The organism is Sphingobium sp. B10D7B, assembly GCF_025961955.1.
GTDB lineage: Bacteria > Pseudomonadota > Alphaproteobacteria > Sphingomonadales > Sphingomonadaceae > Sphingobium.
Map to the genome: position 1 here is coordinate 649,962 of NZ_JAOQOQ010000001.1, position 21,726 is coordinate 671,687.

The 21,726-nt window shown below is 66.4% G+C and carries 17 protein-coding genes and 1 tRNA gene; 7 read left to right on the plus strand and 11 right to left on the minus strand.

The annotated features are described in order from the left end of the window. Positions 1-36 precede the first annotated feature (36 nt). From M2331_RS03035 to M2331_RS03045, 3 genes are all read left to right on the plus strand, one after another. Positions 37-951: a sulfite exporter TauE/SafE family protein gene (locus tag M2331_RS03035; protein ID WP_181558917.1), complete on the plus strand. Its 915-nt coding sequence runs from the start codon at positions 37-39 to the stop codon at positions 949-951. Further along, a complete protein-coding gene (locus M2331_RS03040) occupies positions 948-1,733 on the plus strand; it encodes a TIGR02186 family protein (RefSeq protein ID WP_181558918.1) in 786 nt (261 codons plus the stop codon). Before M2331_RS03035 ends, M2331_RS03040 begins: the two co-directional genes overlap by 4 nt. Before the next feature lie 239 nt (positions 1,734-1,972). After that, positions 1,973-3,499, plus strand: a complete 1,527-nt coding sequence (locus M2331_RS03045; protein WP_181561331.1) for an ATP-binding protein — start codon at positions 1,973-1,975, stop codon at positions 3,497-3,499. A 117-nt stretch (positions 3,500-3,616) separates the two neighbouring features. Here the strand turns inward: M2331_RS03045 and M2331_RS03050 are convergent, their stop codons facing one another. From M2331_RS03050 to M2331_RS03085, 8 genes are all read right to left on the minus strand, one after another. Beyond that, positions 3,617-4,021, minus strand: a complete 405-nt coding sequence (locus M2331_RS03050) for a metallopeptidase family protein (RefSeq protein ID WP_319800979.1) — start codon at positions 4,019-4,021, stop codon at positions 3,617-3,619. Then, on the minus strand, positions 4,014-4,892 hold the full coding sequence (gene htpX, locus M2331_RS03055; protein ID WP_413716079.1) for a zinc metalloprotease HtpX: 879 nt from the start codon (positions 4,890-4,892) through the stop codon (positions 4,014-4,016). Before htpX ends, M2331_RS03050 begins: the two co-directional genes overlap by 8 nt. A 106-nt stretch (positions 4,893-4,998) precedes the next feature. Beyond that, positions 4,999-5,751 carry an SDR family oxidoreductase gene (locus M2331_RS03060; RefSeq protein WP_181558920.1) on the minus strand — a complete coding sequence of 251 codons (753 nt, stop codon included), beginning with the start codon at positions 5,749-5,751 and terminating at the stop codon, positions 4,999-5,001. Positions 5,752-5,761: 10 nt separating this feature from the next. Continuing rightward, complete coding sequence (locus M2331_RS03065; RefSeq protein ID WP_181558921.1) at positions 5,762-7,264, minus strand: MATE family efflux transporter; 1,503 nt, start codon at positions 7,262-7,264, stop codon at positions 5,762-5,764. An 18-nt stretch (positions 7,265-7,282) separates the two neighbouring features. Further along, positions 7,283-10,198, minus strand: coding sequence for a valine--tRNA ligase (locus M2331_RS03070; protein ID WP_181558922.1), 2,916 nt, complete (start codon positions 10,196-10,198; stop codon positions 7,283-7,285). A gap of 291 nt (positions 10,199-10,489) precedes the next feature. After that, the gene (locus M2331_RS03075) at positions 10,490-11,071 is read right to left on the minus strand and encodes a DUF2497 domain-containing protein (RefSeq protein WP_264592268.1); all 582 of its coding nucleotides are present in this window, start codon (positions 11,069-11,071) and stop codon (positions 10,490-10,492) included. A 23-nt stretch (positions 11,072-11,094) separates the two neighbouring features. Beyond that, on the minus strand, positions 11,095-12,543 hold the full coding sequence (locus M2331_RS03080) for a TolC family outer membrane protein (protein WP_181558923.1): 1,449 nt from the start codon (positions 12,541-12,543) through the stop codon (positions 11,095-11,097). Between the two features lie 20 nt (positions 12,544-12,563). Next, positions 12,564-13,217 (minus strand): protein-L-isoaspartate O-methyltransferase family protein, encoded by a 654-nt coding sequence (locus M2331_RS03085; RefSeq protein WP_181558924.1) that lies wholly within the window; start codon positions 13,215-13,217, stop codon positions 12,564-12,566. Between the two features lie 200 nt (positions 13,218-13,417). On the opposite strand from M2331_RS03085, the gene M2331_RS03090 reads away from it, so the two are divergent. Continuing rightward, positions 13,418-13,491 (plus strand) — tRNA-Cys (locus tag M2331_RS03090). A gap of 31 nt (positions 13,492-13,522) precedes the next feature. Here the strand turns inward: M2331_RS03090 and M2331_RS03095 are convergent. From M2331_RS03095 to M2331_RS03105, 3 genes are read right to left on the minus strand one after another with little or no spacing between them, the layout of a single operon-like run. Continuing rightward, on the minus strand, positions 13,523-16,762 hold the full coding sequence (locus M2331_RS03095; RefSeq protein ID WP_181558925.1) for an error-prone DNA polymerase: 3,240 nt from the start codon (positions 16,760-16,762) through the stop codon (positions 13,523-13,525). After that, complete coding sequence (locus tag M2331_RS03100; protein WP_264586733.1) at positions 16,759-18,333, minus strand: Y-family DNA polymerase; 1,575 nt, start codon at positions 18,331-18,333, stop codon at positions 16,759-16,761. Before M2331_RS03100 ends, M2331_RS03095 begins: the two co-directional genes overlap by 4 nt. Next, positions 18,215-18,988 (minus strand): ImuA family protein, encoded by a 774-nt coding sequence (locus M2331_RS03105; protein WP_181558926.1) that lies wholly within the window; start codon positions 18,986-18,988, stop codon positions 18,215-18,217. The genes M2331_RS03100 and M2331_RS03105 overlap by 119 nt, the downstream gene beginning before the upstream one ends. A gap of 251 nt (positions 18,989-19,239) precedes the next feature. Between M2331_RS03105 and M2331_RS03110 the strand changes: the two genes are divergently transcribed. The 3 genes from M2331_RS03110 to M2331_RS03120 are packed head-to-tail and all read left to right on the plus strand — an operon-like array spanning position 19,240 to position 21,683. Further along, entirely contained in the window at positions 19,240-19,728 is a 489-nt protein-coding gene (locus M2331_RS03110; protein ID WP_181558927.1) for a nuclear transport factor 2 family protein, read from the plus strand. After that, entirely contained in the window at positions 19,725-20,720 is a 996-nt protein-coding gene (locus tag M2331_RS03115; protein WP_181558928.1) for a hypothetical protein, read from the plus strand. The genes M2331_RS03110 and M2331_RS03115 overlap by 4 nt, the downstream gene beginning before the upstream one ends. A 3-nt stretch (positions 20,721-20,723) precedes the next feature. Beyond that, the gene (locus M2331_RS03120) at positions 20,724-21,683 is read left to right on the plus strand and encodes a hypothetical protein (protein WP_181558929.1); all 960 of its coding nucleotides are present in this window, start codon (positions 20,724-20,726) and stop codon (positions 21,681-21,683) included. The last annotated feature ends 43 nt before the right edge of the window (positions 21,684-21,726 follow it).

A 21,726-nucleotide genomic window follows, 5' to 3' on the forward strand; every position in this document is an offset into this window, starting at 1 on the left:
TTTTTGATCGGGCGCTTTGCGACTACCGAGGGCGACATGGACATCTATCTGCCGATCGCCAACCTGTCGGTGAACGCCCTGGTCATCATCGGCCTGGGCGGCCTTGTCGGCCTGCTCTCGGGCATGTTCGGCGTGGGCGGCGGATTTCTCACCACGCCCTTGCTGATCTTCTACGGCATCCCGCCGACCGTCTCCGCCGCATCCTCCGCCACGCAGGTGATGGGCGCGAGCGTTTCCAGCGTGTTCAGCCATCTCGGCCGCAAGACGGTCGATCTCAAGATGAGCGCCGTCCTCGTCGTCGGCGGTGCCATCGGCGCGGCGCTGGGCGCGGTGATCTATCGCGTGCTGGAGCGGATGGGCCAGATCGATACCACCATTGCCGTGCTCTACGTGCTGATGCTCGGCTCGATCGGCATGCTGATGGCGCGGGAATCGATCCATGCGCTGGTGATGGCGCGGCGCGGGCAGCGGCAGGCCGCGCGCAAGCGGCGGCACCACCCGCTGGTGGCGGCGCTGCCGCTGCGCTGGCGTTTCTATGCTTCGGGCCTTTACATTTCGCCGCTGGCGCCGCTGCTGCTCGGCATCTTCTCGGGCATCATGACCATGTTGATGGGCGTGGGCGGCGGCTTCATCCTCGTGCCCGCGATGCTCTACATTCTTGGCATGTCGACGCAGATCGTCATCGGCACGTCGCTGTTCCAGATCCTGTTCGTGACGATGTTCACGACGATGGTCCACGCCACCACCACCCATGCGGTGGACCTCGTCCTCGCCTTCCTGCTGCTCATCGGCAGCGTGACCGGCGCGCAGATCGGCAGCCGCATCTCGATGCGAGCGCGGCCGGAATATCTGCGCGTCGCGCTGGCCTTCATCGCTTTGGTCATCGCCATCCGCATGGCGCTGGGCCTTGGCTGGCGGCCGGACGAGATCTACTCGGTGGTTGTCCAGTGATCGCCCGCATCGCCCCCTGGGTGGTGGCGCTGGCGCTGCTGGGCGGCGCCCCGGCGAGCGCGCAGCGGGCCGCGCCGCAGCTGGTGCCGGATGTCTCTCAACGCACCGTCGAGATCCAGTTCAGCTTCACCGGCGCGGAATTGCTGCTGTTCGGCGCGATCCTCTATCCCGGTGGGCGCGTACCGGAGGAGCCGGTCGACATCATCGTCGTGCTCAAGGGCCCGAGCCAGGCGATCACCGTGCGCGAGAAGCGCAAGCTCGCCGGCATGTGGGTCAATGCCGACAGCATCGCCTTCCGCTCGGCGCCGAGCTTCTATGCCGTGGCGTCCTCGCGCCCCATCGACCAGATCGTCGATGAACGTACGGCCGCGATCTACGAGCTGGGGCTGAGCAAGCTGCAGCTCTCGCCCGCGTCCTTCAGCGATACCGAGGAGATCGGCCGGTTCGCCAGCGGCCTCAATGATCTGCGCGCGCGCAGCGGGCTGTATCTGGAGGCGCCCAAGGCGGTCGAGATCACCGATGGCGTGCTGTACCGCGCGCGCCTGCCGCTCTCCGCCCGGGTGGTCACCGGCACCTACACCGCCGAGACGTTTCTGGTGCAGAATGGCCGCGTGCTCGCCGCCGCGGTGCGCGAGATCGAGGTCCACAAGACCGGCTTTGAGCGCGACATCGGCGTCTTCGCGCAGGAGCATGGCGTGGCTTATGGTCTGGTCGCCGTCTTCTCGGCGCTCGCTATGGGCATGTTCGCCGGCTTCGTCGCGGGTCGCGTGAAAATGCGCTGAGCCCAAGCGGCGCCCACGGCGCAGGCATTTGTTTACGCATATTCGATACGCCCTGCATCCTGGCCACAGGTGGGAGCGACGCGGTGAACTATTTTTCTGGCAGGGATCTGGATGGCCAGCCGGTGCCGGTCGATGCCGTGGCGCAGCCCGGCGTGCGGCCGCATTTCTCGGATATCGAGATCGGCGTCATCTCCGCGATATCCGGCGGCTCGGCCAAGATCCTGCTCGACATCGCCGCCATGGAGCGACTGGCCGGGGAGAGCGACCCCAGCATCGCCATGGGCGGGCAGGTCGGCAGCCAGCTCAAGATGCGGGTCGGCGCCTGCTGGATCGTCGCGACGGTGCGCACGCTGGCGCTCGATTCCCGCTCCGCGACGCACATCCTCGCCGATATCGACTTTGTGGGGGAGGGCGATCAGGAGCAACTGACCGGGCGCATCTTCCGCTTCCGCCGTGGCGTCACGCGCTTCCCGGTGCCCGGCACGCCCATCTATCCCGTCTCCAGCCCGGATATGCTGGAAATCTATTCCGCCCATGATCAGGCGCGGATCGAGATCGGCACGGTGTACCCCACCGCGAACACCCGCGCCTCGCTGCTGGTCGATGCGCTGCTCGGCAAGCATTTCGCGTTGCTCGGCTCCACCGGTACCGGCAAGTCCACTTCCGCCGCGCTCATCCTGCACCGCATCTGCGACATGGCGCCGCAGGGCCATATCGTGATGATCGATCCGCATGGCGAATATGGCGCCGCCTTCGCCGGCAATGGCGCGGTCTACGATACCAGCAATCTCGAACTGCCCTATTGGCTGATGAACTTCGAGGAGCATTGCGAAGTGCTCGTCACTTCCAAGGGCCCCGAGCGCGCGCAGGATTGCGATATTCTCGCCAAGTGCCTGCTCGCCGCGCGCGGCCGCAGCCGGTTGGCGGAAGGCATCGGGCGGCTGACGGTCGATTCTCCGGTGCCCTATCTGCTCTCCGATCTCGCGGCGATCCTCGCCAATGAGATGGGCAAGCTCGACAAGAGCACTAACTCGCTGCCCTATCTGCGCCTGCGCACCCGGCTGGACGAGATCAAGGCGGACCCGCGCTTCAGCTTCATGTTTTCCGGCATGCTGGTGGCGGATTCGATGCAGAATTTCCTCGCCAAGCTGTTCCGCCTGCCGGCGATGGGCAAGCCGATTTCCATTGTCGATACCTCGGCCATGCCGTCCGAGATCACCCATGTCGTCGTCTCCGTGCTGGCGCGGCTGATCTTCGATTTCGCCATCTGGGCGCGCGACGAGGAGCAGAAGCCGATCCTGCTCGTCTGCGAGGAAGCCCATCGCTACATCCCCTCCAGCAACATCGAGGCCGGGCAGAGCGTGCGCAAGATCCTCGAGCGGATCGCCAAGGAAGGGCGCAAATATGGCGTGTCGCTGGGGCTGATCACGCAGCGCCCGTCCGATCTTGCCGAGGGCGTGCTCTCGCAATGCGGCACGCTGATCGCCATGCGCCTCAACAACGAGCGCGATCAGCAGTTCGTGAAGGCAGCGATGCCGGAGGGCTCGCGCGGCTTTCTCGATTCGATCCCGGCCCTGCGCAACCGCGAGTGCATCGTCTGCGGCGAGGGCGTCACCGTGCCGATCCGCGTCGCCTTCGATGATCTCGAAGCCGCCCGCCGCCCGGCATCGGCGGACCCGGTCTTCTCCGACCTGTGGCGCCAGACCGGCGGCGAGGAGGAAATCCTCGAGCGCACCATCAACCGCTGGCGTAATCAGGGCCGTTGAGAGGGCGCGCAACTCCCAGTTAAACCAGTGCTCCTGCGAAGGCAGGAGCCCAGGGCGGCGATGGCCGTCCGTTGGGCCCTGGGTTCCTGCCTTCGCAGGAACACAAAAAGGGGTGTCTTAGCTCCCCAATCCCTCCTCAATCGCGTGCATATCCTCGTCGGAAAAGCCGAAATGGTGGCCCACCTCATGGACGATGACATGGGCGATCAGCGCGTCCAGCGCGACGCCGCTGTCCACCCATTCTTCCAGCAGCGGGCGGCGGTAGAGGCGGATGATCGGCGGCAGATCGCCGGATGACCAGATGCTCTGCTCGGTCAGGGCATGGCCCTGATAAAGCCCGGTCAGCTCCCAAGGGTCTTCGATGCCCAGCTCATCGAGCACATCCTGCTCGGCGAACTCCTCGATCTGGATCGCAATGCCATCGAGATGCTGGCGGAACAGCTCGGGCATCGCCGCAATGGCCTGACGCGCCAGGCGCTCCAGCACGGCGGCGTCCGGCGCGTGGCGCAGGGGTTCAGTCACGCGCGAGCGGATCCAGCGCCGAGCGCCCGCGACGGACGGCCGCCGGGCGCGCGCTGCTGTCCGGCCCCATGGCCTGCAGCGCGGCGATGCGCTTCTCGGTCTTGGGGTGGGTCGAAAACAGCTCGGAGACGCTGGTCGGCACAATGTAAAGCTGCGCTGCCGCCGGATTCTGCGCCACCGCCTGTGTCGGCCGGCGCTGCGCCGCGCCGGCGATCTTGGCGAGGGCAGACGCCAGCGCATGGGGATTGCCACTGATTTCCGCACCGGCCTTGTCCGCGCCATATTCGCGCGTGCGGCTGATCGCCATCTGCACGATCATCGCCGCAAAGGGCGCGACCAGCACGGCGAGGATCGCCGCGAGCGGATTGCCGCCATTGCCATTGCCGCCCCGGAAGAACAGCGCGAAATTGGCGATCATCGAGATGGCGCCGGCAATGGTCGCGACCATGGTCATCACCAGCGTATCGCGATTGCGCACATGGCCCAGTTCATGCGCCATCACCGCCGCGACTTCATCCCGGTCCAGCATGTGCAGCAGGCCGGTGGTGGCAGCAACGGCGGCATTCTGCGGATTGCGCCCGGTCGCGAAAGCATTGGGGCTGGCATCTTCCACGATATAGACGCGCGGCATCGGCAGGCCGGCATTGCGGGCCAGATCGCGCACCATGCCATAGAAATCCGGCGCGGAGGCCATGTCGACCTCCCGCGCATTGTGCATGCGCAGGACGATCTTGTCGGCATTCCAGTATGTGAACAGGTTCATGCCCGCCGCGACCAGCAGCGCGATCATCGCGCCGCCCGCACCGCCGAACATATAACCCAGAGCCATGAACAGCGCGGTGAGCGCTGCCAGCAGCATGGCCGTCTTCATCATATTCAACGTCTTCAACTCCCTGAGGAAAAACCCGGAAAAGACCTTGCCAATATGTAGGTGGACGGGTGTTTGCCCGCAATGGGAGCCGAGGTGGATTTGGCGCTCAGCCGTGCTGGAGATCGCAGTCGATGGGCAGCGCCGCGCCGGAGATGGAGCGCCCGGCCGGTGTCGTGAGGAACAGCGCCAGATCGGCGACATGTTCGGGCGGCACGATGCGCTTGAGCGACTGCGAGGCAAGGCCGAGCGCGGTTTCCTCCGCCACGCTGCGCCCGCTGACGGTCGCGCGACCCGCGATCACCCGGTCGAACCGCTCGCCTCCAACCGCGCCGGGCAGGATCGCGTTGGCGGTCACGTCGAACGGGCCGAGTTCCATCGCGAGTGTCTTGGTGAAGCCAATGAGGCCCCATTTGCTCGTCGCATAGGCGATGCGGTTGGGGTAGCCATAGCGCCCGGCGGCGGACGACAGGGTGATGATCGTCCCGGCGCTGGCCTTGAGCAATGGAATCGCCCGCTGGGTGACCTCGAACGTGCCGGTGAGGTTGATGTCCATCACCGCGCGCCAGTCAGCGCTGGGCAGCTCTTCCGCTGGTGCGGTCGGTCCGCCGATGCCGACATTGTTCACCAGCACGTCAAGCCCGCCCAGATGTGCGGAGACAGATTCAAACAAGCCGTCGATCTCCGCGACCTGAGACACATCGCACCGCGCGCCGGCCATGCCGGGGTGCGCGGCAAGGGCCTTGTCGATGCCATCCTGGTCCACATCGCCGATCAGCACGCGATGCCCCTCGGCATGGAAGCGCCTGGCGATGGCGAGGCCGATGCCGCCTGCGCCGCCGGTGACCAGAACGCGCATCATATCGTTGCCCTCACCCTGCGCTGTGAACCGGCGCGCTGCCCGGCATCCCCAGGCTCGCCTCCCGCCAGCGCGCCCAGCGATAATAGGCCCAGCCGAGCAGCAAGGAGACGGCCGCGGAGGCATTGAAGCTCCACCACAGCCCATCCGCGCCCAGATAGGGATAGCTGGCGAAGTAGAAGCCGATCCGCACCAGAAACAGTGAGAAGGTGAGGATGAACAGCGGCGCCAGCACCACGCCATTGGCGCGCATCGTGCCGAACATGACCGTGGTCACGCTGAACAGCAGGAAGCTCCAGTTGACGATGTTCATCATATGGCGGCCGATCTCGATGGCATCGCCGCCGCCTTCGAGGAACAGGGCGAGGATGGGCCGCGTGAACAGCATGACGAGCATGATGAGGCTGCCGGTCATCGCCAGATTGACGCCGACGGCAACCAGCGTGGTGCGCTCCACCCGGTCCCACTTGCCCGCACCGATATTTTGGGCGGCAATGGCGGAAACCGCGCCGCCCACCGCCATGGCCGGCATCTGGATATAGTTCCACAATTGCTGGGCGGCGGCGAAGGCGGCTACGGTGGTGGTGCCCTCGCGGTTGACGAAGCCGATGACGACCAGCGTGGAGAGCGAGAAGATCACCATCTGCAGCCCCATCGGCACGCCGCGCCCGGCGACGATCCGCAGCAGCGCCCAATCGGGCTTGAGATAGCCCCACTCAGCCCCGCGCAACCGCAGCGGCAGGTCGCGCCAGTAGATATAGGCGATCATCGCCGAGAGCCCGCCGTAATTGGCGACGGCGGTGGCGAAGGCCGAGCCGGCGATCCCCATTTCCGGCGCCGGACCAAGGCCGAGGATGAACACCGGGTTGAGCAGGATATCCAGCAAGACGGTGAGGATCATGAACCACAAGGGCGTCATGGAATCGCCGCTGCCGCGCAGGCCCATCATCAGCATCACGAACATCATCGCGCCGGGCAGGCCGAGGAAGACGAAGTGCAGATAGGCGCGGGCGAGGCGGAAGACCTCCGGCGGCGTGGAGAGCAAGGCGAGGATGCGGTCCGACCAAAGGAAGCCGCCAATGGCGATGACGAACGCCATGCCGAGGCAGAAGCCGATCGCCGACCCGAAGGCATGGCGCGCGGCCGTCAGGTCGCCGCGCCCGAAGGCCTGCCCGACGACCACATTGGCCGCCATGCCGAAGCCAAAAATCAGCGAGAACATCAGGAACATGATGATGTTCGCATTGGCGGTGGCGGCGAGCGCCGCTTCGCCCAGGAAATGCGCTACCCAGATCGAGTTGATCGAGCCGTTGAGCGTGTGGAGGATGTTGGAGGCGAGCGTGGGCAGGGTGAAGAGCACCAGCGTGCCGAAGATCGGCCCGCTCGTCAGATCCCGCCCGCCACGGATGTGCCGCGGACCGGGCACGAGGCCACTATCCTCGACCAGCGCCTCCGTCTCGGGGTCTGCGGCTGGGCGCCGCTCCCCCGAATCGTCCCATGATGGAGTCTCGCTCATCGGTTCGTGCCCACGTCCTTATCCAAGACGCGTCAGAGCAGCCTCCAGACGCTGGAATTCCGCGACTTTCTCGGCATGGTCGGCACGCGCCTTCTCGACCGCTTCGGGCTTGGCCTTCTCGACAAATGCCGGGTTGGCAAGGCGCCCCTCGAGCGACTTGGCCTCCTTCTGCGCGGCATGAAGGGACTTTGTCAACCGAGCGCGTTCGGCCTCGATGTCGATGACGCCCTCGAGCGGGAGGACGACGGTCGCTTCGTCCACGACCACCTGTGCCGCGCCGCCGCTCGCCTCACCGTCGAACTGCCAGGTCTCGATGCGCGCGAGGCGGGAGAGGGCAGGGGTGAGCCGTTCGACCCGGCCGCGCGTCTGCGGATTGGCCTCGTTCACGATGGCGGTGAGCTTGGCGCCCGGCGGCACGCCCAGTTCGGCGCGGGCGGTGCGGATTTCGCTCACCATGCGGATCAGCCAGTCGATCTCCGCGCTGGCCTGCGCATCCACCTGCGCGGCGGGCGCCGGCCATTGCGCCACGATCAGGTCATAGGGCCGCGCGCCCTGCGCGTGCCACAGCTCCTCGGTGATGAACGGCATGAACGGGTGGAGCATGACGAGAATCTGGTCGATCACCCAGCCGGCGACAGCCTTGGTCTCCTTAATCTCCCTCTCCCCTTCAGGGGAGAGGGTCGGGGAGAGGGGGGGAACCGACAGGCCGTCCTGAGGCCCCCCTCCCAACCCTCCCCCCTGAAGGGGAGAGGGCTTTGAAGAGAGGATCGGCTTCACCAGCTCCAGATACCAGTCGCAGAACTGATCCCACACGAAATGGTAGATGGCATTGGCGGCGGCATCGAAGCGCAGGTCGGCCAGCGCCTTGTCCAGCTCGGCGACGGTGCTGACGACTTCGCCGATGATCCACTTGTTCACCGCCAGCGTGGCGGCGGGCGCGGCAACGCTCTCGCTCGCGCCGATGCCGTTCGACTGGGCGAAGCGCACCGCGTTCCACAGCTTGGTGGCGAAGTTGCGATAGCCCTCGACACGCTTCTCATCCATCTTCACGTCGCGGCCCTGGCTCTCCATGGCCGCCATGAAGAAGCGCAGCGCATCGGCGCCATATTGGTCGATGAGCCCGAGCGGATCGACCACATTGCCCTTGGACTTGGACATTTTCTGCCCATCCGCCGCGCGCACGAGGCCATGGAGGTAGAGCCGCTTCCACGGCACGTCCTTCATGAAATGAATGCCCTGCATCGCCATGCGCGCATCCCAGAAGAACAGGATGTCGAAGCCGGAGATGAGGAGGTCGTTGGGGTAATGGCGCTCTACTAAGCCCCTCCCCTTCAGGGGAGGGGTTGGGGTGGGGCTGGGCGCAGCATCGGATCGCTGCGCGACACCCACCCCCGTCCCCTCCCTTGAAAGGGAGGGGTGATTTTGTTCTTCCGGCCAACCCAGCGTCGCGAACGGCCACAGCGCGGAGGAGAACCACGTGTCGAGCACATCTTCATCGCGGGTAAGCTTGCGATTGCCCGCCTTGGTCTGCGCCTCTTCCTCGGTCTCGGCGACGAAGACATTGCCATCCTCGTCAAACCAAGCCGGAATCCGGTGCCCCCACCACAGCTGCCGGCTCACACACCAGGGCTGAATGTTCTCCATCCAGTTAAAGTACGTCTTCTCCCAGCTCTTCGGGACGATCTCGATGGCGCCCGAGCGCACCGCCTCGATGGCGGGCTTGGCCAGCGTCGCGGCGTCGACATACCATTGGTCGGTCAGCCAGGGCTCGATGACCACGCCGGAGCGGTCGCCATAGGGCGTCTGGATCGTGCGCGGTTCGGCGTCGTGTTCGGTCTCGTTGCCTTCTTTGTCGCGGGTGACGTGGGGGATGAGGAGCCCCAGCGCCTTCAGCTGCTCCACCACCAGCTTGCGCGCCTCGAAGCGCTCCAGCCCGATGAAGTCGGCGGGGACGAGGCCGTCGGCCGTCTGGACGACATTCGCGTGCGCATCGAGCATGTTGAGCATCTGCGCGGGCGCGATGCCGGCGCGCTTGCCGACCTCGAAGTCGTTGAAATCATGGCCCGGCGTGATCTTCACCGCGCCCGAGCCCAGTTCCGGGTCGGCATGGTCGTCGGCAACGATGGGGATGCGACGCCCGGTGATCGGCAGGATGACATGCTTGCCGATGACAGAGGCATAGCGCGCGTCCTGCGGGTTCACCGCCACGGCCATATCCGCCAGCATCGTCTCGGGGCGGGTGGTCGCCACCTCGATGTAGTCCTGGCCCTCAACGCCCGGCCCATCGAGGAGCACGCTGTCGGCCAGCGGGTATTTGAAGTGCCAGAATCCGCCCTTCACCTCGCGCGTCTCGACCTCAAGGTCGCTGATCGCGGTCTTGAGGCCCGGGTCCCAGTTCACCAGCCTTTTGTCGCGATAGAGCAGGCCCTGATTGTAGAGATCGACGAACACCTTCACCACGGCGCGGGTGAAATGCGGGTCCATGGTGAATTGCTCGCGGCTCCAGTCCATCGAACAGCCCAGGCGCCGGAGCTGGCCGGTGATCGTCCCGCCGCTCTCATGCTTCCATTCCCACACCTTCTCGACGAAGCCATCGCGGGTATAATCGGTGCGCTTCTCGCCCTTCGCGTTCATCTGCCGCTCGACGACCATCTGCGTGGCGATGCCGGCATGGTCGGTGCCGACCACCCACAGCGCATCCTTCCCGCGCAGCCGCTCGTAGCGGATCACGATGTCCTGCAGCGTGTTGTCGAGCGCATGGCCGATGTGCAGGCTGCCGGTGACGTTCGGCGGCGGATTGACGATGGTGAAGGGCTGCGCATCCGGCCGCGCCGGTCGGAACTGGCCGGTCTGCTCCCAATGCGGATACCATTTCGCCTCGATCGCGGCGGGATCGAAGGTCTTCGCAAGCTCGGTGATGGGCGTGTTCGTCATGGCTGGGGCCTTAATCAGTCTTGCCGCGCCGCGCCAGTGGGTGCGCGGGGGGAGAGGAGGGCGGCGTTGCGCCACCTGGCGTACATTGTTCTCCCGCGAACGCGGGAGTCCAGGGCGGGGAAGGGCGGTGCCATGCGCCTTGGACTCCTGCCTGCGCAGGAGCATTGCTTGTTCCATCCGAAAGGGAATGCAGTCGTCCGGTGACGCTCAGATGCTTATCTGATGTCGTGCGCCGGAACTGCCGCTCTCAAATCTGCCGAACCGCTGCGATGGAGGGCCGCGGCCCGGCCATCATACTCGGCCGGTGATCCGGTCGATCTCGCGCTTCACCATCGTTTCGACCATGCCGGGCAAGTTCTCGTCCAGCCATTCCTTGAGCATGGGGCGCAGCATCTCGCGCACCAGGCCTTCGACCGTGTTGGGCTGGCTGTCTTCCGGGCTGATGAGCAGGCGGGACAGATTGACGAGCGAATCGCGGGCGGCGCGGGCCTTCTCGTCCGAGACGAGCGTGGAGGCCGGCGCGGAAACAGCGGGTGCGCCATCGGCGGACGCCGCTGCCGCGCGAGGCTTGGCGGCGGCTCTGCTTTTAGACTCGGCGCTCTTTGGCTCGGCTTTCTGCTCCACAGCGGCTGGGGCGGGCTTGGCGGGGGCGCTCATCATCGGCTCCTCATGCGAGTCGTCGCTCTCGGCCCCGTCGGCATTGTCGCCGGGCAGCGCGTCCGTCAGCTCCAGAATCTGGTCATCCAGGCTGGCGATCACGCTCGCCATGGCGGCCCGGCGCGGCACGCGCGGCGTCGCGGAAAGGCCGTCCTCCTCGGCGATGATCCGTTTGATGGAAGAGAGAATTTCCTCCATCGACGGCTCGTTCTGCATCGCCCCCATCATGGTTCCTGCGCTCAGTTGGTGTCTGAAGCGTTTACTGTCGCGTTTTGGGCGGCAGAGTCAACCGTGCGGGACGAAATGGGCGCCGGCTTGGCGTCATCGTCCCAGTCGAACCACTTGCCCTTCACGCGCTGGAAGTTGTCGGCCGGGTTGATGACCTGCTCGGGCGCGATGCCGAAGTCAGTCGGGTTGATCCGGCCCATCGCGGCCAGCAGCGAGAAGGCCGCGACATAGGCATTGCGCTCTGCCGTCACGAGCTGGACGCTGGCGATGAAGCTCTCCTGCTCGGCGTTCAGGATATCGAGGATGGTGCGGGTGCCCACGCTGTTTTCGGCGCGCACGCCGCGCAGCGAGAGGCCGCTGGCATCCACCGCCACGCGGTTGGAGGCGATCACTTCATTGCTCGCCTGCCAGCTCGAATAGAGCGAGCGGGTCTGCGCGATCACGCTGCGCTCGACACCGGTCTCGGTTTCCATCGCCTGCTGCTGATAGGCCTGGCTCTGGCGGACCTGCGCGCCGGGCCGGCCGCCCTGATAGAGCGGCAGGGAAAGGCGTGCGCCGACGATCACCTGGCCGCTGTCCTGCGCCTCATTGGCGCCGCCGCGGGAGGCGAGATCGGTATAATGCTGGCCGCTGGCGAAGGCGGAGACCGTCGGCAGCCGCTGGCCCTTGGCGACGCGCACGTCATAGGCCGCGGCTTCGCGGATGTTGCGGGCCGCCAGCAGATCGGGATTCTGGGCCATGGCGACATCGACGGCTTCGTCGGGCGTCGCGGGCAGGCCGGGCAATTGCGGCGGGGTCTGCAGGTCGACCGGCTCGTGGCCGACCAGCTGGATATAGCGCTCGCGCGCCTCGATCAGCGAGGCTTCGGCCGTCTGCATGTCCGCGCGGGCCAGCGAAAGGCGCGACTCGGACTGGGCGACGTCCGTGCGGGTGAGATCGCCGACCTGGAAGCGATTGTTGGTCGCCCGCAGATTGACCTCGAGCACCTGCACATTGTTGCGGCTGAGGCCTACGACGGACTCCGCGCGGATGACGTCCATATAGGCCGCCACCACCTGCGAGAAGATGGAGAGCTCCGTGGCGCGCAGATCATATTGCCCGGCCTCGATCCGCTCGCGGGCGCCGGCCAGCGCATTGCGCACCCGGCCGCCGGAATAGACCGGCACGCTCACGCTCAGCAGCGTCGTAAGCGAGCGGGAGGGCGCCAGCGGATTGAGCGGGCGCTCATGGGCGAACTCGTTGTAGGTGGAGGAGACGCCCACGTCCGGCAGGCCATTGGCCTTCTGGATGTTGAAATTCTCGTCCGTCGCTCGCTGGCCCGCCCGCGCCGCCGTCAGCGTCGGGTTGTCCCGATAGGCCGCGGCCAGTGCTTCCTGCAGCGTCTCGGCCTGGGCGGGGAGGGTGCTGGTGCTCAGCAGAGCGGCGAGCATCGCGAGGGGCTTGGTCCGGCGGATGAGCATAAGCGGTCGAGGCTTCCGGGTCAGAATGTGAAGGTCTTGGGCCGGGCGAAACCGGGCAGGGGCACGGCCTCCCAATCCACGAAGGCACGGGCGCCAAAGCCGCCGGTGGTGCGCGTGCCGATGCACAGGCGCGTCACGCCGCGCTCCAGCCGGGCGAACACCGCGCGGCCACCGATGCGCAATTGCGCCACGAGCGCCTCGTCCAGCTCCTCGATGGCGCCATCGACGAACAGCAGGTCATAAGGCGCGCCCTGCGCGAAGCCGGCGGCGAGCGGTCCCTGCTGCAGCGTGACGCCGGCGTGACCGGCCAGCGCAGCCTTGGCGTGGGCGAACAGCGCGTCGTCTTCCTCGATCGCGACCACAATGCAGCCAAGCCGCGCCAGCAGCGCCGCCGCATAGCCGGTCGCCGCGCCGACCAGCAGCACCTTCTCGCCCGCGCGCGGGGCGGCTTCGACCAGCAGCCGGGCGGTGGCAAGCGGCGGGTTGAGCGCCCGGCCATTGGCCAGCGGCACGGCCCGATCGATATAGGCCGCGCTGCGCCGCTCCTGCGGCACATAAAGTTCGCGCGGTTCGGCGAGGATCGCTTCGAGGATCACAGGATCGTTGACGTCGCTGGTGCGCAACTGGCTTTCCACCATCGCACGGCGCATCGCCTTGAAAGTCTGCTCGGTCATAAGCTCCCTGATGACATGGCTGTATTGTATGGGCAATACAGTAATTGGCTTTGCCAGCCTCTCTAGCTTTTTTGCACCGCACAGTGAAAAGTTTTTTAATGCCCCTACGCAGTCTGCGCACCTGTCCCGTCCGTCACGGCGCAAAGCAAGTTGCGTTGCCGAATGAATTGAGCTAGCCGCGCTCCCTCGACCACCCCCGAGGCCCGATGGCGGAATGGTGACGCAGCGGACTGCAAATCCGTATACGCCGGTTCGATTCCGGCTCGGGCCTCCAGCACTTCACACACACATGCCCCAAACGGGCCTCAGTGGAAGTCGCGCGATTTTGGTAGAATTCTGACATTGCGGGGATGGCCATTGAGGCGGGGGCGCTGGGGGTTGCGGATTTCGTCGCCGCGCGCGGTTTGCGGGGCCATGGGGGGATGATCGGCGAGGTCATCGAGCATGGCCGTGCGATCGATCACCCGCCGGACCATCAGGTGGACCACGCCTTCCTTGCTCTTCTGGATTTCACCCTCGATCAGCATCAGGCGCGCGGCCATCACGGCGCGGCGCTGCTTGTCGAGATCGCGTGCCCAGAGCAGCGCGTTGACGATCCCCGTTTCATCCTCGATCGTGATGAACACGGCATTGCCCTTGCCGGGCCGCTGCCGGGTGAGGACCACGCCGGCGACGCGCGCCCTGCGGCCATCGGGCAGTGCATTGGCGGCCGCGCAGGATCGCACGCCTTCGCGGGTCAGCGCAGCGCGCAGAAACTGCATCGGATGCCCCTTCAATGACAGGCGCGCGGTCTGGTAATCGGCTACCACTTCCTCGGAGAGCGGCATGGCGGGCAGGCGCGGATCGGCTTCGCGGCCCAGTTCCGGCGCATCGGCAAAGGCGAACAGCGGTAGCTGAGTGGGCGGCGTGCGCCGCACTTCCCACAGAGCATCGCGGCGCGACTCCGCAAGCGTGCCAAAAGCATCGGCATCGGCCAGCTTGCGCAAGGCCGGGGGAGGCAGGCTGGCCCGCCGGGCGAGATCTTCGATGGAGACGAACGCGCCGTCCTGCCGGGCCTGTGCGATCGTGTCGGCCCATCCCTGCCGGAAGCCGTCGATGCGTGAAAATCCCAGCCGCAGCGCCAGCGCACTGCCGGCCGGTCCTTCCAGCGTGCTATCCCACTCGCTGGCATTCACGTTGATCGCACGGACCTCCACGCCATGCTCCTGCGCATCGCGCACCAGCTGCGCGGGCGCATAAAAGCCCATTGGCTGGCTGTTGAGCAGGGCGCAGGTGAACGCGGCGGGGTGGCGGCATTTCAACCATGATGAGACGTAAGCGAGCCATCCAAAGGCCTGGGCATGGCTTTCGGGAAAGCCATATTCGCCAAAGCCCTCGATCTGTTGATAGCAGCGTTCGGCAAAGTCCCGCTCATAGCCGCGCGCCACCATGCCTTCGACCAGCAGGCTCTGGTAATTATGCACCGTCCCGTGATGGCGGAAGGTGGCCATGGCGCGCCGCAACCCATCGGCCTGGGGCGGCGTGAACTTGGCGGCGACGATGGCCAGCTTCATCGCCTGTTCCTGGAACAGCGGCACGCCCAATGTCTTGCCCAATACCTCGCGCAGCTCGTTGGGATCGTTCGGCGGGGCAGGGCTGGGGAAGACCACGGCCTCCTCCTTGTTGCGACGACGCAAATAGGGATGGACCATGCCGCCCTGGATCGGCCCGGGACGGACGATCGCCACCTGAATGACCAGATCATACAGCTCCTTCGGCCTCATCCTTGGCAGCATGGCGATCTGCGCGCGACTTTCGACCTGAAAGGTGCCGATGCTGTCACCGCGCTGAAGCATCGCGTAGGTCGCCTTGTCCTCGCGCGGCACCGTGGCCAGCGTCAGGTCCGCCAGGCCGTGCGTGCGCAGCAGGTCGAAGCTCTTGCGGATGCAGGTCAGCATCCCGAGCGCCAGCACATCCACCTTCATCAGGCCCAGCGCGTCGATATCGTCCTTGTCCCATTCGATGAAGGTGCGATCGGGCATGGCGCCATTGTGAATGGGCACCAGTTCGTCGAGCCGGCTCTCGGTCAGCACGAATCCGCCGACATGCTGAGAGAGATGGCGGGGATATTCGAGCAGGCGCTCAACCAGCATGCGCAGCCGGCCGACTTCGGGATTGTCAGGATCAAATCCTGCCTCCTCGATCCGCGGGGAGGGCACCCGACTACCGCCGGGCGAGCCCCAGATGGTCGAGGCGATCCGCGCGGTCACGTCCTCGGTCAGGCCCAGCGCCTTGCCCACTTCGCGGATCGCGCTGCGTGGACGGTAATGGATCACCGTGGCGGCAATGCCGGCCCGCTCGCGGCCATAGCGAGCATAGATATACTGCATGATTTCCTCGCGGCGCTCATGCTCGAAATCCACGTCGATATCGGGCGGTTCATGGCGCTCTTCCGAGAGGAAGCGCGAGAACAGCAGCTTCTCCCGCACCGGATCAATCGGGGTGATGCCGAGGAAATAGCAGACCAGAGAATTGGCCGCGCTGCCCCGGCCCTGGCACAGGATCGGCTGCTCGAGGCTGCGGGCGTGGCGCACGATATCGTGCACGGTGAGGAAGTAATAAGCGTAGTTCCGCTTGCGGATCAGCGCATATTCCTCATCCAGCACCTTTTGGTATTTTTCGGGCAGGCCATCGGGGAAATATTCGCGGCCACCCTCCTGCACCAGATGTTCCAGCCAGGCCTGCGGTTGCCAGCCTTCGGGCACCGGTTCGTGCGGATATTCATAGCGCAGGTCATCGAGCGTGAAGGCGATGCGCGAGAGAATGTCGGTGCTGGCCGTCACGGCTTGCGGGCACGTGCGGAACAGGCGGGCCATTTCGGCAGGCGGCTTGAGATGCCGTTCGGCATTGGCGAGCAGGCGTCGACCCGCCGCAGCGATGGTCGTGCCTTCGCGAATGCAGGTCAGGATATCGTGCAGCGGTCGCGCGTCGGGATGATCGTAGAGCGCGTCGCACGTGGCAAGCAGAGGCACGCCGCAAGCCGCGCCGAGAGCCTGGGCTTGCGCCAGTCGTCGCGCATCCGCGCCGCTGCGCTGCATGGTCGCCGCCAGCCACACCGCGCCGGGACGCGCCTCCGTCAGCCGCTCCAACAGGCTCCGGTCACGCCCGGTGGCGATCAGCAACAGGTCGTCGGCATGATCGAGCAGATCCGGCAGATTGAGCGTGCAATCACCTTTTTCCGCGCGGCGGTTACCCAGCGTCAGCAGTCGTGTCAGTCGTCCCCAGCCATGGCGGGTGGCAGGATAGGCGACGATATCCGGCGTCCCATCCGCAAAGACCAGCCGCGCGCCGACGACAAGGCGGAAACCGGTGGCAGGCCCGCCGATCTCCCGCCAGGCCACATGCGCGCGCACGACGCCTGCCACCGTGTTGCGATCCGCAATGCCCAACCCGGCCATGCCCAGATGATGGGCCTGCGCCACCATATGCGCGGGATGCGAAGCGCCGCGCAGGAAGCTGTAATTGGTGGCCGCGACCAGCTCTGCGAAAGGGGGCGGGTCGTTCATGCGAACAGCCCGTGGAGATACCAGTTCGGATCGGGCTTTTCATCATAAAGCCCGTGGCGGAAGATCCAGTAGCGTCGCCCGCGCACGTCCTCGATCCGGTAATAGTCCCGCGTCAGCCCTGCCTTGCCGGGGGCTTCGCCGCCCTTGCGCCGCCACCATTCGGAGGCGATCCGCTCGGGGCCTTCGTAGAGCCGCACCTCGTGCAGCCTGCGTTTCCAGCGGAAGCGATGCGGCGGGCCGTCCGGCACTTGCGCGATCACCTCCACCGGCTGCGGCGGATCGAACAGGAACAGCGGCCGCAAGGGCGGCTCGCCCACCGGCGGCGTGGGCCATGGAAGGGGGGCGCGGGCATGGATCGCCGGCAAGGCCAGCTGCGCCTGTTCGGGAATATGGCTGTCCTGCGGCTCAAGGCGACACAGGCTGGCCGGCCCCAGGCGGGTGCTCAACCGGTCGATCAGATCGGCCAGCGCGCCGGCATCCTGCTCGCTGCCATCCAGAGCCGGCTGGCTGGTGCCGAGCGGCTCGGTGACGGGCAGGAACAAGGTGATGCGGTCATAGCCGAAACCGGGGTCGAGCGGGTCGGCCAGCGTCCCGATGCGTTCGTCGAACAGGCGCAGCACCGGCGCCGGATCGCGCGTGGGCAGACCGGTCTCGATCGCCAGCCGATGGCGCGCGCCATCGCTGCGGAACAATGTCAGGACAAAGCGCCGGCCACCCAGTCCGCGCTCATCGAGTGTCCGGGCCGCCTCGCGCAGCAGGTCGAGAAAACAGGCGGCGATGCTGGCCTGCAAGGCAACCGGCTCGGCAAAACGGCGCTCGAAATGGAGCGGCTGGGGCTGTGCGAGCGGATCGATCGGCGCCTGCTCCTCGCCCAGCAGGCGGCGCAAGGCAGTCACCGCGTCCGCCCCGAATCGCGCGGCGATGCTGGCGGCGGCCCGCGACGCCAGATCGCCGATGGTCTTTAGCCCGGCGCGGCGCAAGGCGAGCGTCGCCTCTTCGTCCAGCCCCAGCGCCAGCACGGGCAGCGCCCGCAGCGCCTCCCGCTCGCTGGTGACGGGCAGGCGGGCATGACGGGCCAGCGCCTGCGCGCCCTGCGCGGTGGAGGCTGTGGCCATGCGCACGCTCATGCCAATCGCGGCGAAGGCATCCTCGGCCTGCGCGGCCAGGCCTGCCTCGCCGCCGAACAGATGGTCGCTTCCCGCAATATCCAGCGTTATCCCATCGGGCGGGGCGAGGGTGACATGCGGCGACCAGGCGATGCAATGCCGGGCCAGCCGCTGCAGCCAGTGACGGTCGGCCTCTTCGTCCATGTCGGCCACGATGAGGTCGGGCTGCAGCGCGCGGGCATCGGCCAGCGTCTGGCCCGGCAAGATGCCGAGCGCGTGGGCCTGCGCATCGACGGCGCACAGCCGCAATGCGCCCTTGATCTTGGCGACGAGAACCAGCGGCCCGTTAGGCTGCCCGCCGGTCCCCGCGCTGTCGATCCCCTGCTGAATCCGCAGCCTTTCTGTGGGCAGGAGCGGAAACCACAGCGCCAGATAGCGCCGCTTCACGGAACAAGCGTCGGTCACGGTCCCACTCCAGCCGCCAGGAAAGGCCGCAAGGGCCGGAACGTTGGCGCAGCAAGGTCACATCGAAGGTCGGCAGTCCGGGCGCATTGCCCGGCAGCGCGAGCGAAGGTGCGGCGGCCACCTGCCAGCGGGTCTGACCCGCGCTGGGCACGGGCGGCGCGTCAGGGCGCAGCAGCAGCAGCGTCACGCCGGATTTCTCTGCCGCCAGAGTCAGGCGGCGGCTGGCGGTCAGGTCCAGTGCGGGCATCGGCCCCCAGCCTTCCACCACGACCGCGCTCAGGCCAGAGCAGCGCAAGGCATCCACGGCGGCACGCAGCAGGTCCATGCCGTCCCTGACGGTGCCGATCAGCCCCAGGCCGGGGGCGCCGCCCAGTTCGGCCCAGCCATGGCCCTGCGCTACGCCGCCTTTTCGGCTCGCCTGTCGCTCGCGGAGCCACAGCACCTTGCCGTCGGCCTCGCTCAGACCTGTCGCCAGCGAGACGACGAAACCCGCCGCTGCCGCGACATCGTCCACCTCTGCCGCATAGACTTCATGTACTCGCCCGCGCGCCAGCCCGCCGCCCAGCAGCGTATCGATCGCGGCGATGCCGAACGCCTTTCGGGAGGGGGCATCCGGCATCGCGTGATCGCACAAAAGGGCAGGGGCGAGTCTCATATGTTCCTATTATGTTCCTATTCTGAGCAGGGTCAAGGGATCGTTCCGGCAGCTTGTCCCATCGCGACCCAAGCCATTGGAGTGGAACGATCATTGGCCCGCCAGCCTCCGTCAGAAGGTCACAAGGGCGGTTTCGCTCACCGGGCATTTCGCTTGACAAGGCGGCCCTGCAGGACGGAATAAACTACAACGACGTATCACGATTTATCCGCTGCATGCGGATGTGCGTCATGAGGGGGAGGTCACAGGGGATGCGGTTCAGCTCAGCCGTCGGCAAAGCGCTCATGCTTGCTCTGCTCGGATCGCTCGCCCAAACGGCTGTGGCGGCCGAGAATTGCCCGTCGCCGGGCATGACCAAGGCCGATTTCGAGCGCTATTTCCTCTGTTTCAATGCGCGCGATTATGCCTGCTTCACCAGCTATTACGACGCCGATGTCGTCCTGGTGAAAGGCGGGAAGTGGCCCGATCTCAAGGGGCGCGATGCCATCATCGCCTTTTATCGCGACGTCGATGCCCGTGGGCTGAAGGAGCATGTCACCCCGCACGCCATCGAGGTGCAGCCACAGGGCGCGACGGTCGATCTGGAAGCGCATTTTCAGGCCACCAGCGACTGGCCCGACTTTGGCTCACGGCCCTTGAAGGCGGGCGATGACTGGCGGTTGCGCGGCGTGCTGCTCTACGAGATTCCATGCGGCAAGATCACCCGCATCCGGCCCCGCCCGCGTCCCGTGCAGCCATGATCGCGCGTCCCATCCGGGGGCTGGCCGCGATGGCCGCGCTCCTGCTCGCCGCCCCGGCAATGGCTGCCGGACCTGCTGCCCCGGCGGCCTGTGATCGCACCTGTCTCACCGAGATCATGGACCAATATCTGGCCGCCATGGTCGCGCGCGCGCCCGCTCGGGCGCCGATGGCAGCGCAATATCGTGCGACGGAAGATGCGCAGGAGGTCCGTCTTGGCGCGGGCCTGTGGCAGACGGGGACCGGCCTCGGCACCTATCGCATCGACCTCGCCGATCCGGTGAGCGGCACCGTCGGCTATATCGGCGAGGTGCTGGAAGGGGAGGGCAAGGTCACCATCGCGCTGCGCCTCAAGGTGGCGGATCGCAAGATCACCGAGGTGGAGACGATTCTCGGGCGCGGGCGGGTGCCCGGCTCGTCGATCGTGCCGGCGCCGCGCGCGTCGTTCCGCAATATCGTTCCGCCCGCCGAGCGGCTGACCCGCCAGCAGATGATCGAGACGGCCAATGCCAATTTCGACGCGCTGCTCGCGGCCGATGGCTCTCTTTATGCGGACGATTGCCAGCGGATCGAGAACCGCATGGCGATGAGCGGCAATGCTGAGCTGAACTATCCCATCGGCACGATAACCGGCGTGCCCAAGCCGCATTTCGGCAGCATGGGCTGCGGCCAGCAGATCAGCCTGCATCTCTTCGACCAGCTCGACGCGGTCGAGCCGCGCCGCTTCCTCCTGCTCGATGAGGAGAAGCAGCTCGTCTTCGGCGTCTATGTCATGCGCTGGTACAAGAAGGGCCGGTGCAACGAGATCCCCGGCTATGGCACGATCTGCCATGACAAGCCCCGCCAGCCGGTCTCATTGCTCAATGCGGAAATCCTCGGCGTGCGCGGCGGCAAGATTCACGAAGTCGAGGCGATCTTCAAATTCGCCGCTTATGAGGCCGACAGCGGCTGGCAGGGCGATCTGCGTGATGCCGGGTCCGGCGGGGAGAACTGAGCGATGATCCGCTTTGCATGGCGTGCCGCCGCCCTCGCGCTGCTGCTCTCCCCCGGCTTGCCGACGCTGGCACGGGAGGTCGCGCCTGCGTGCGACCGCGCCTGTCTCTATGCGCATGTGGACCGCTATCTTGCCGCCGTCGAGCAGGGCACGCCAGCCGGTCTCGACCTCGCACCGGACTTTCGCGCCACCGAGAATGGCGTGCCGGTGGCGCCGGGCGAGGGGCTCTGGCAGACGACGGATGGCTATAGCAGCTACCAGGCGCGCGCCGCCGATGTGCACGCCGGGCAAGTCGCGGTGCTGGGAGAAGTGAAGGAGGGCGACAAGACCGTCGGCTATGCCACGCGCCTCAAGATCGTCGCCGGGCGGATCGCGGAAGCCGAGACGGTGATCGGCCGGTCATTCGCGCCGCAGCATCCCTCCATGCCGACCGAGGTCAGAGCAGGCCTGCGCACCATCGTGCCCAAGCGCGAGCGCCTGTCCCGCGCCGAAATGATCGCACTGGCCGAGCGGAACTTCGATAATATGCTGCGCAACAAAGGCGATCATTTCGCGCCGGATTGCCAGCGGATCGAAAACCGGATGCCGATGAGCGGCAATCCGCAACTGGCCTATCCCATCACGCCCATTCCCGGCAAACCGCTGCCGCATTTCGGCAGCATGAGCTGTCAGGCGCAGGTGGAGGCGCATCTGTTCGACACGCTCGATAAGGTCGAGCCGCGCCGCTATCTGGTGGTGGATGAGGAACAGCAGGTGCTGTTCGGCGTGTTTTCCCTGCGCTTCTACGGGCGGACCGAATGCAACGACATTCCGGGCTATGGTCGCACCTGCCCTGCTAAACCAAGGGGGCCGATGTCGCTGCTCAGCGGCGAGATGCTGGGGATGCGGGGCGGCAAGGTGCGTGAAGTCGAGCTGATCTTCACGCGCCTGCCTTATGAGGCCGGGCAGGGCTGGGCGCCCTGAGCGGCCGGGCGGCAGGACAATCGGACCTGCCCACCCCGCCACG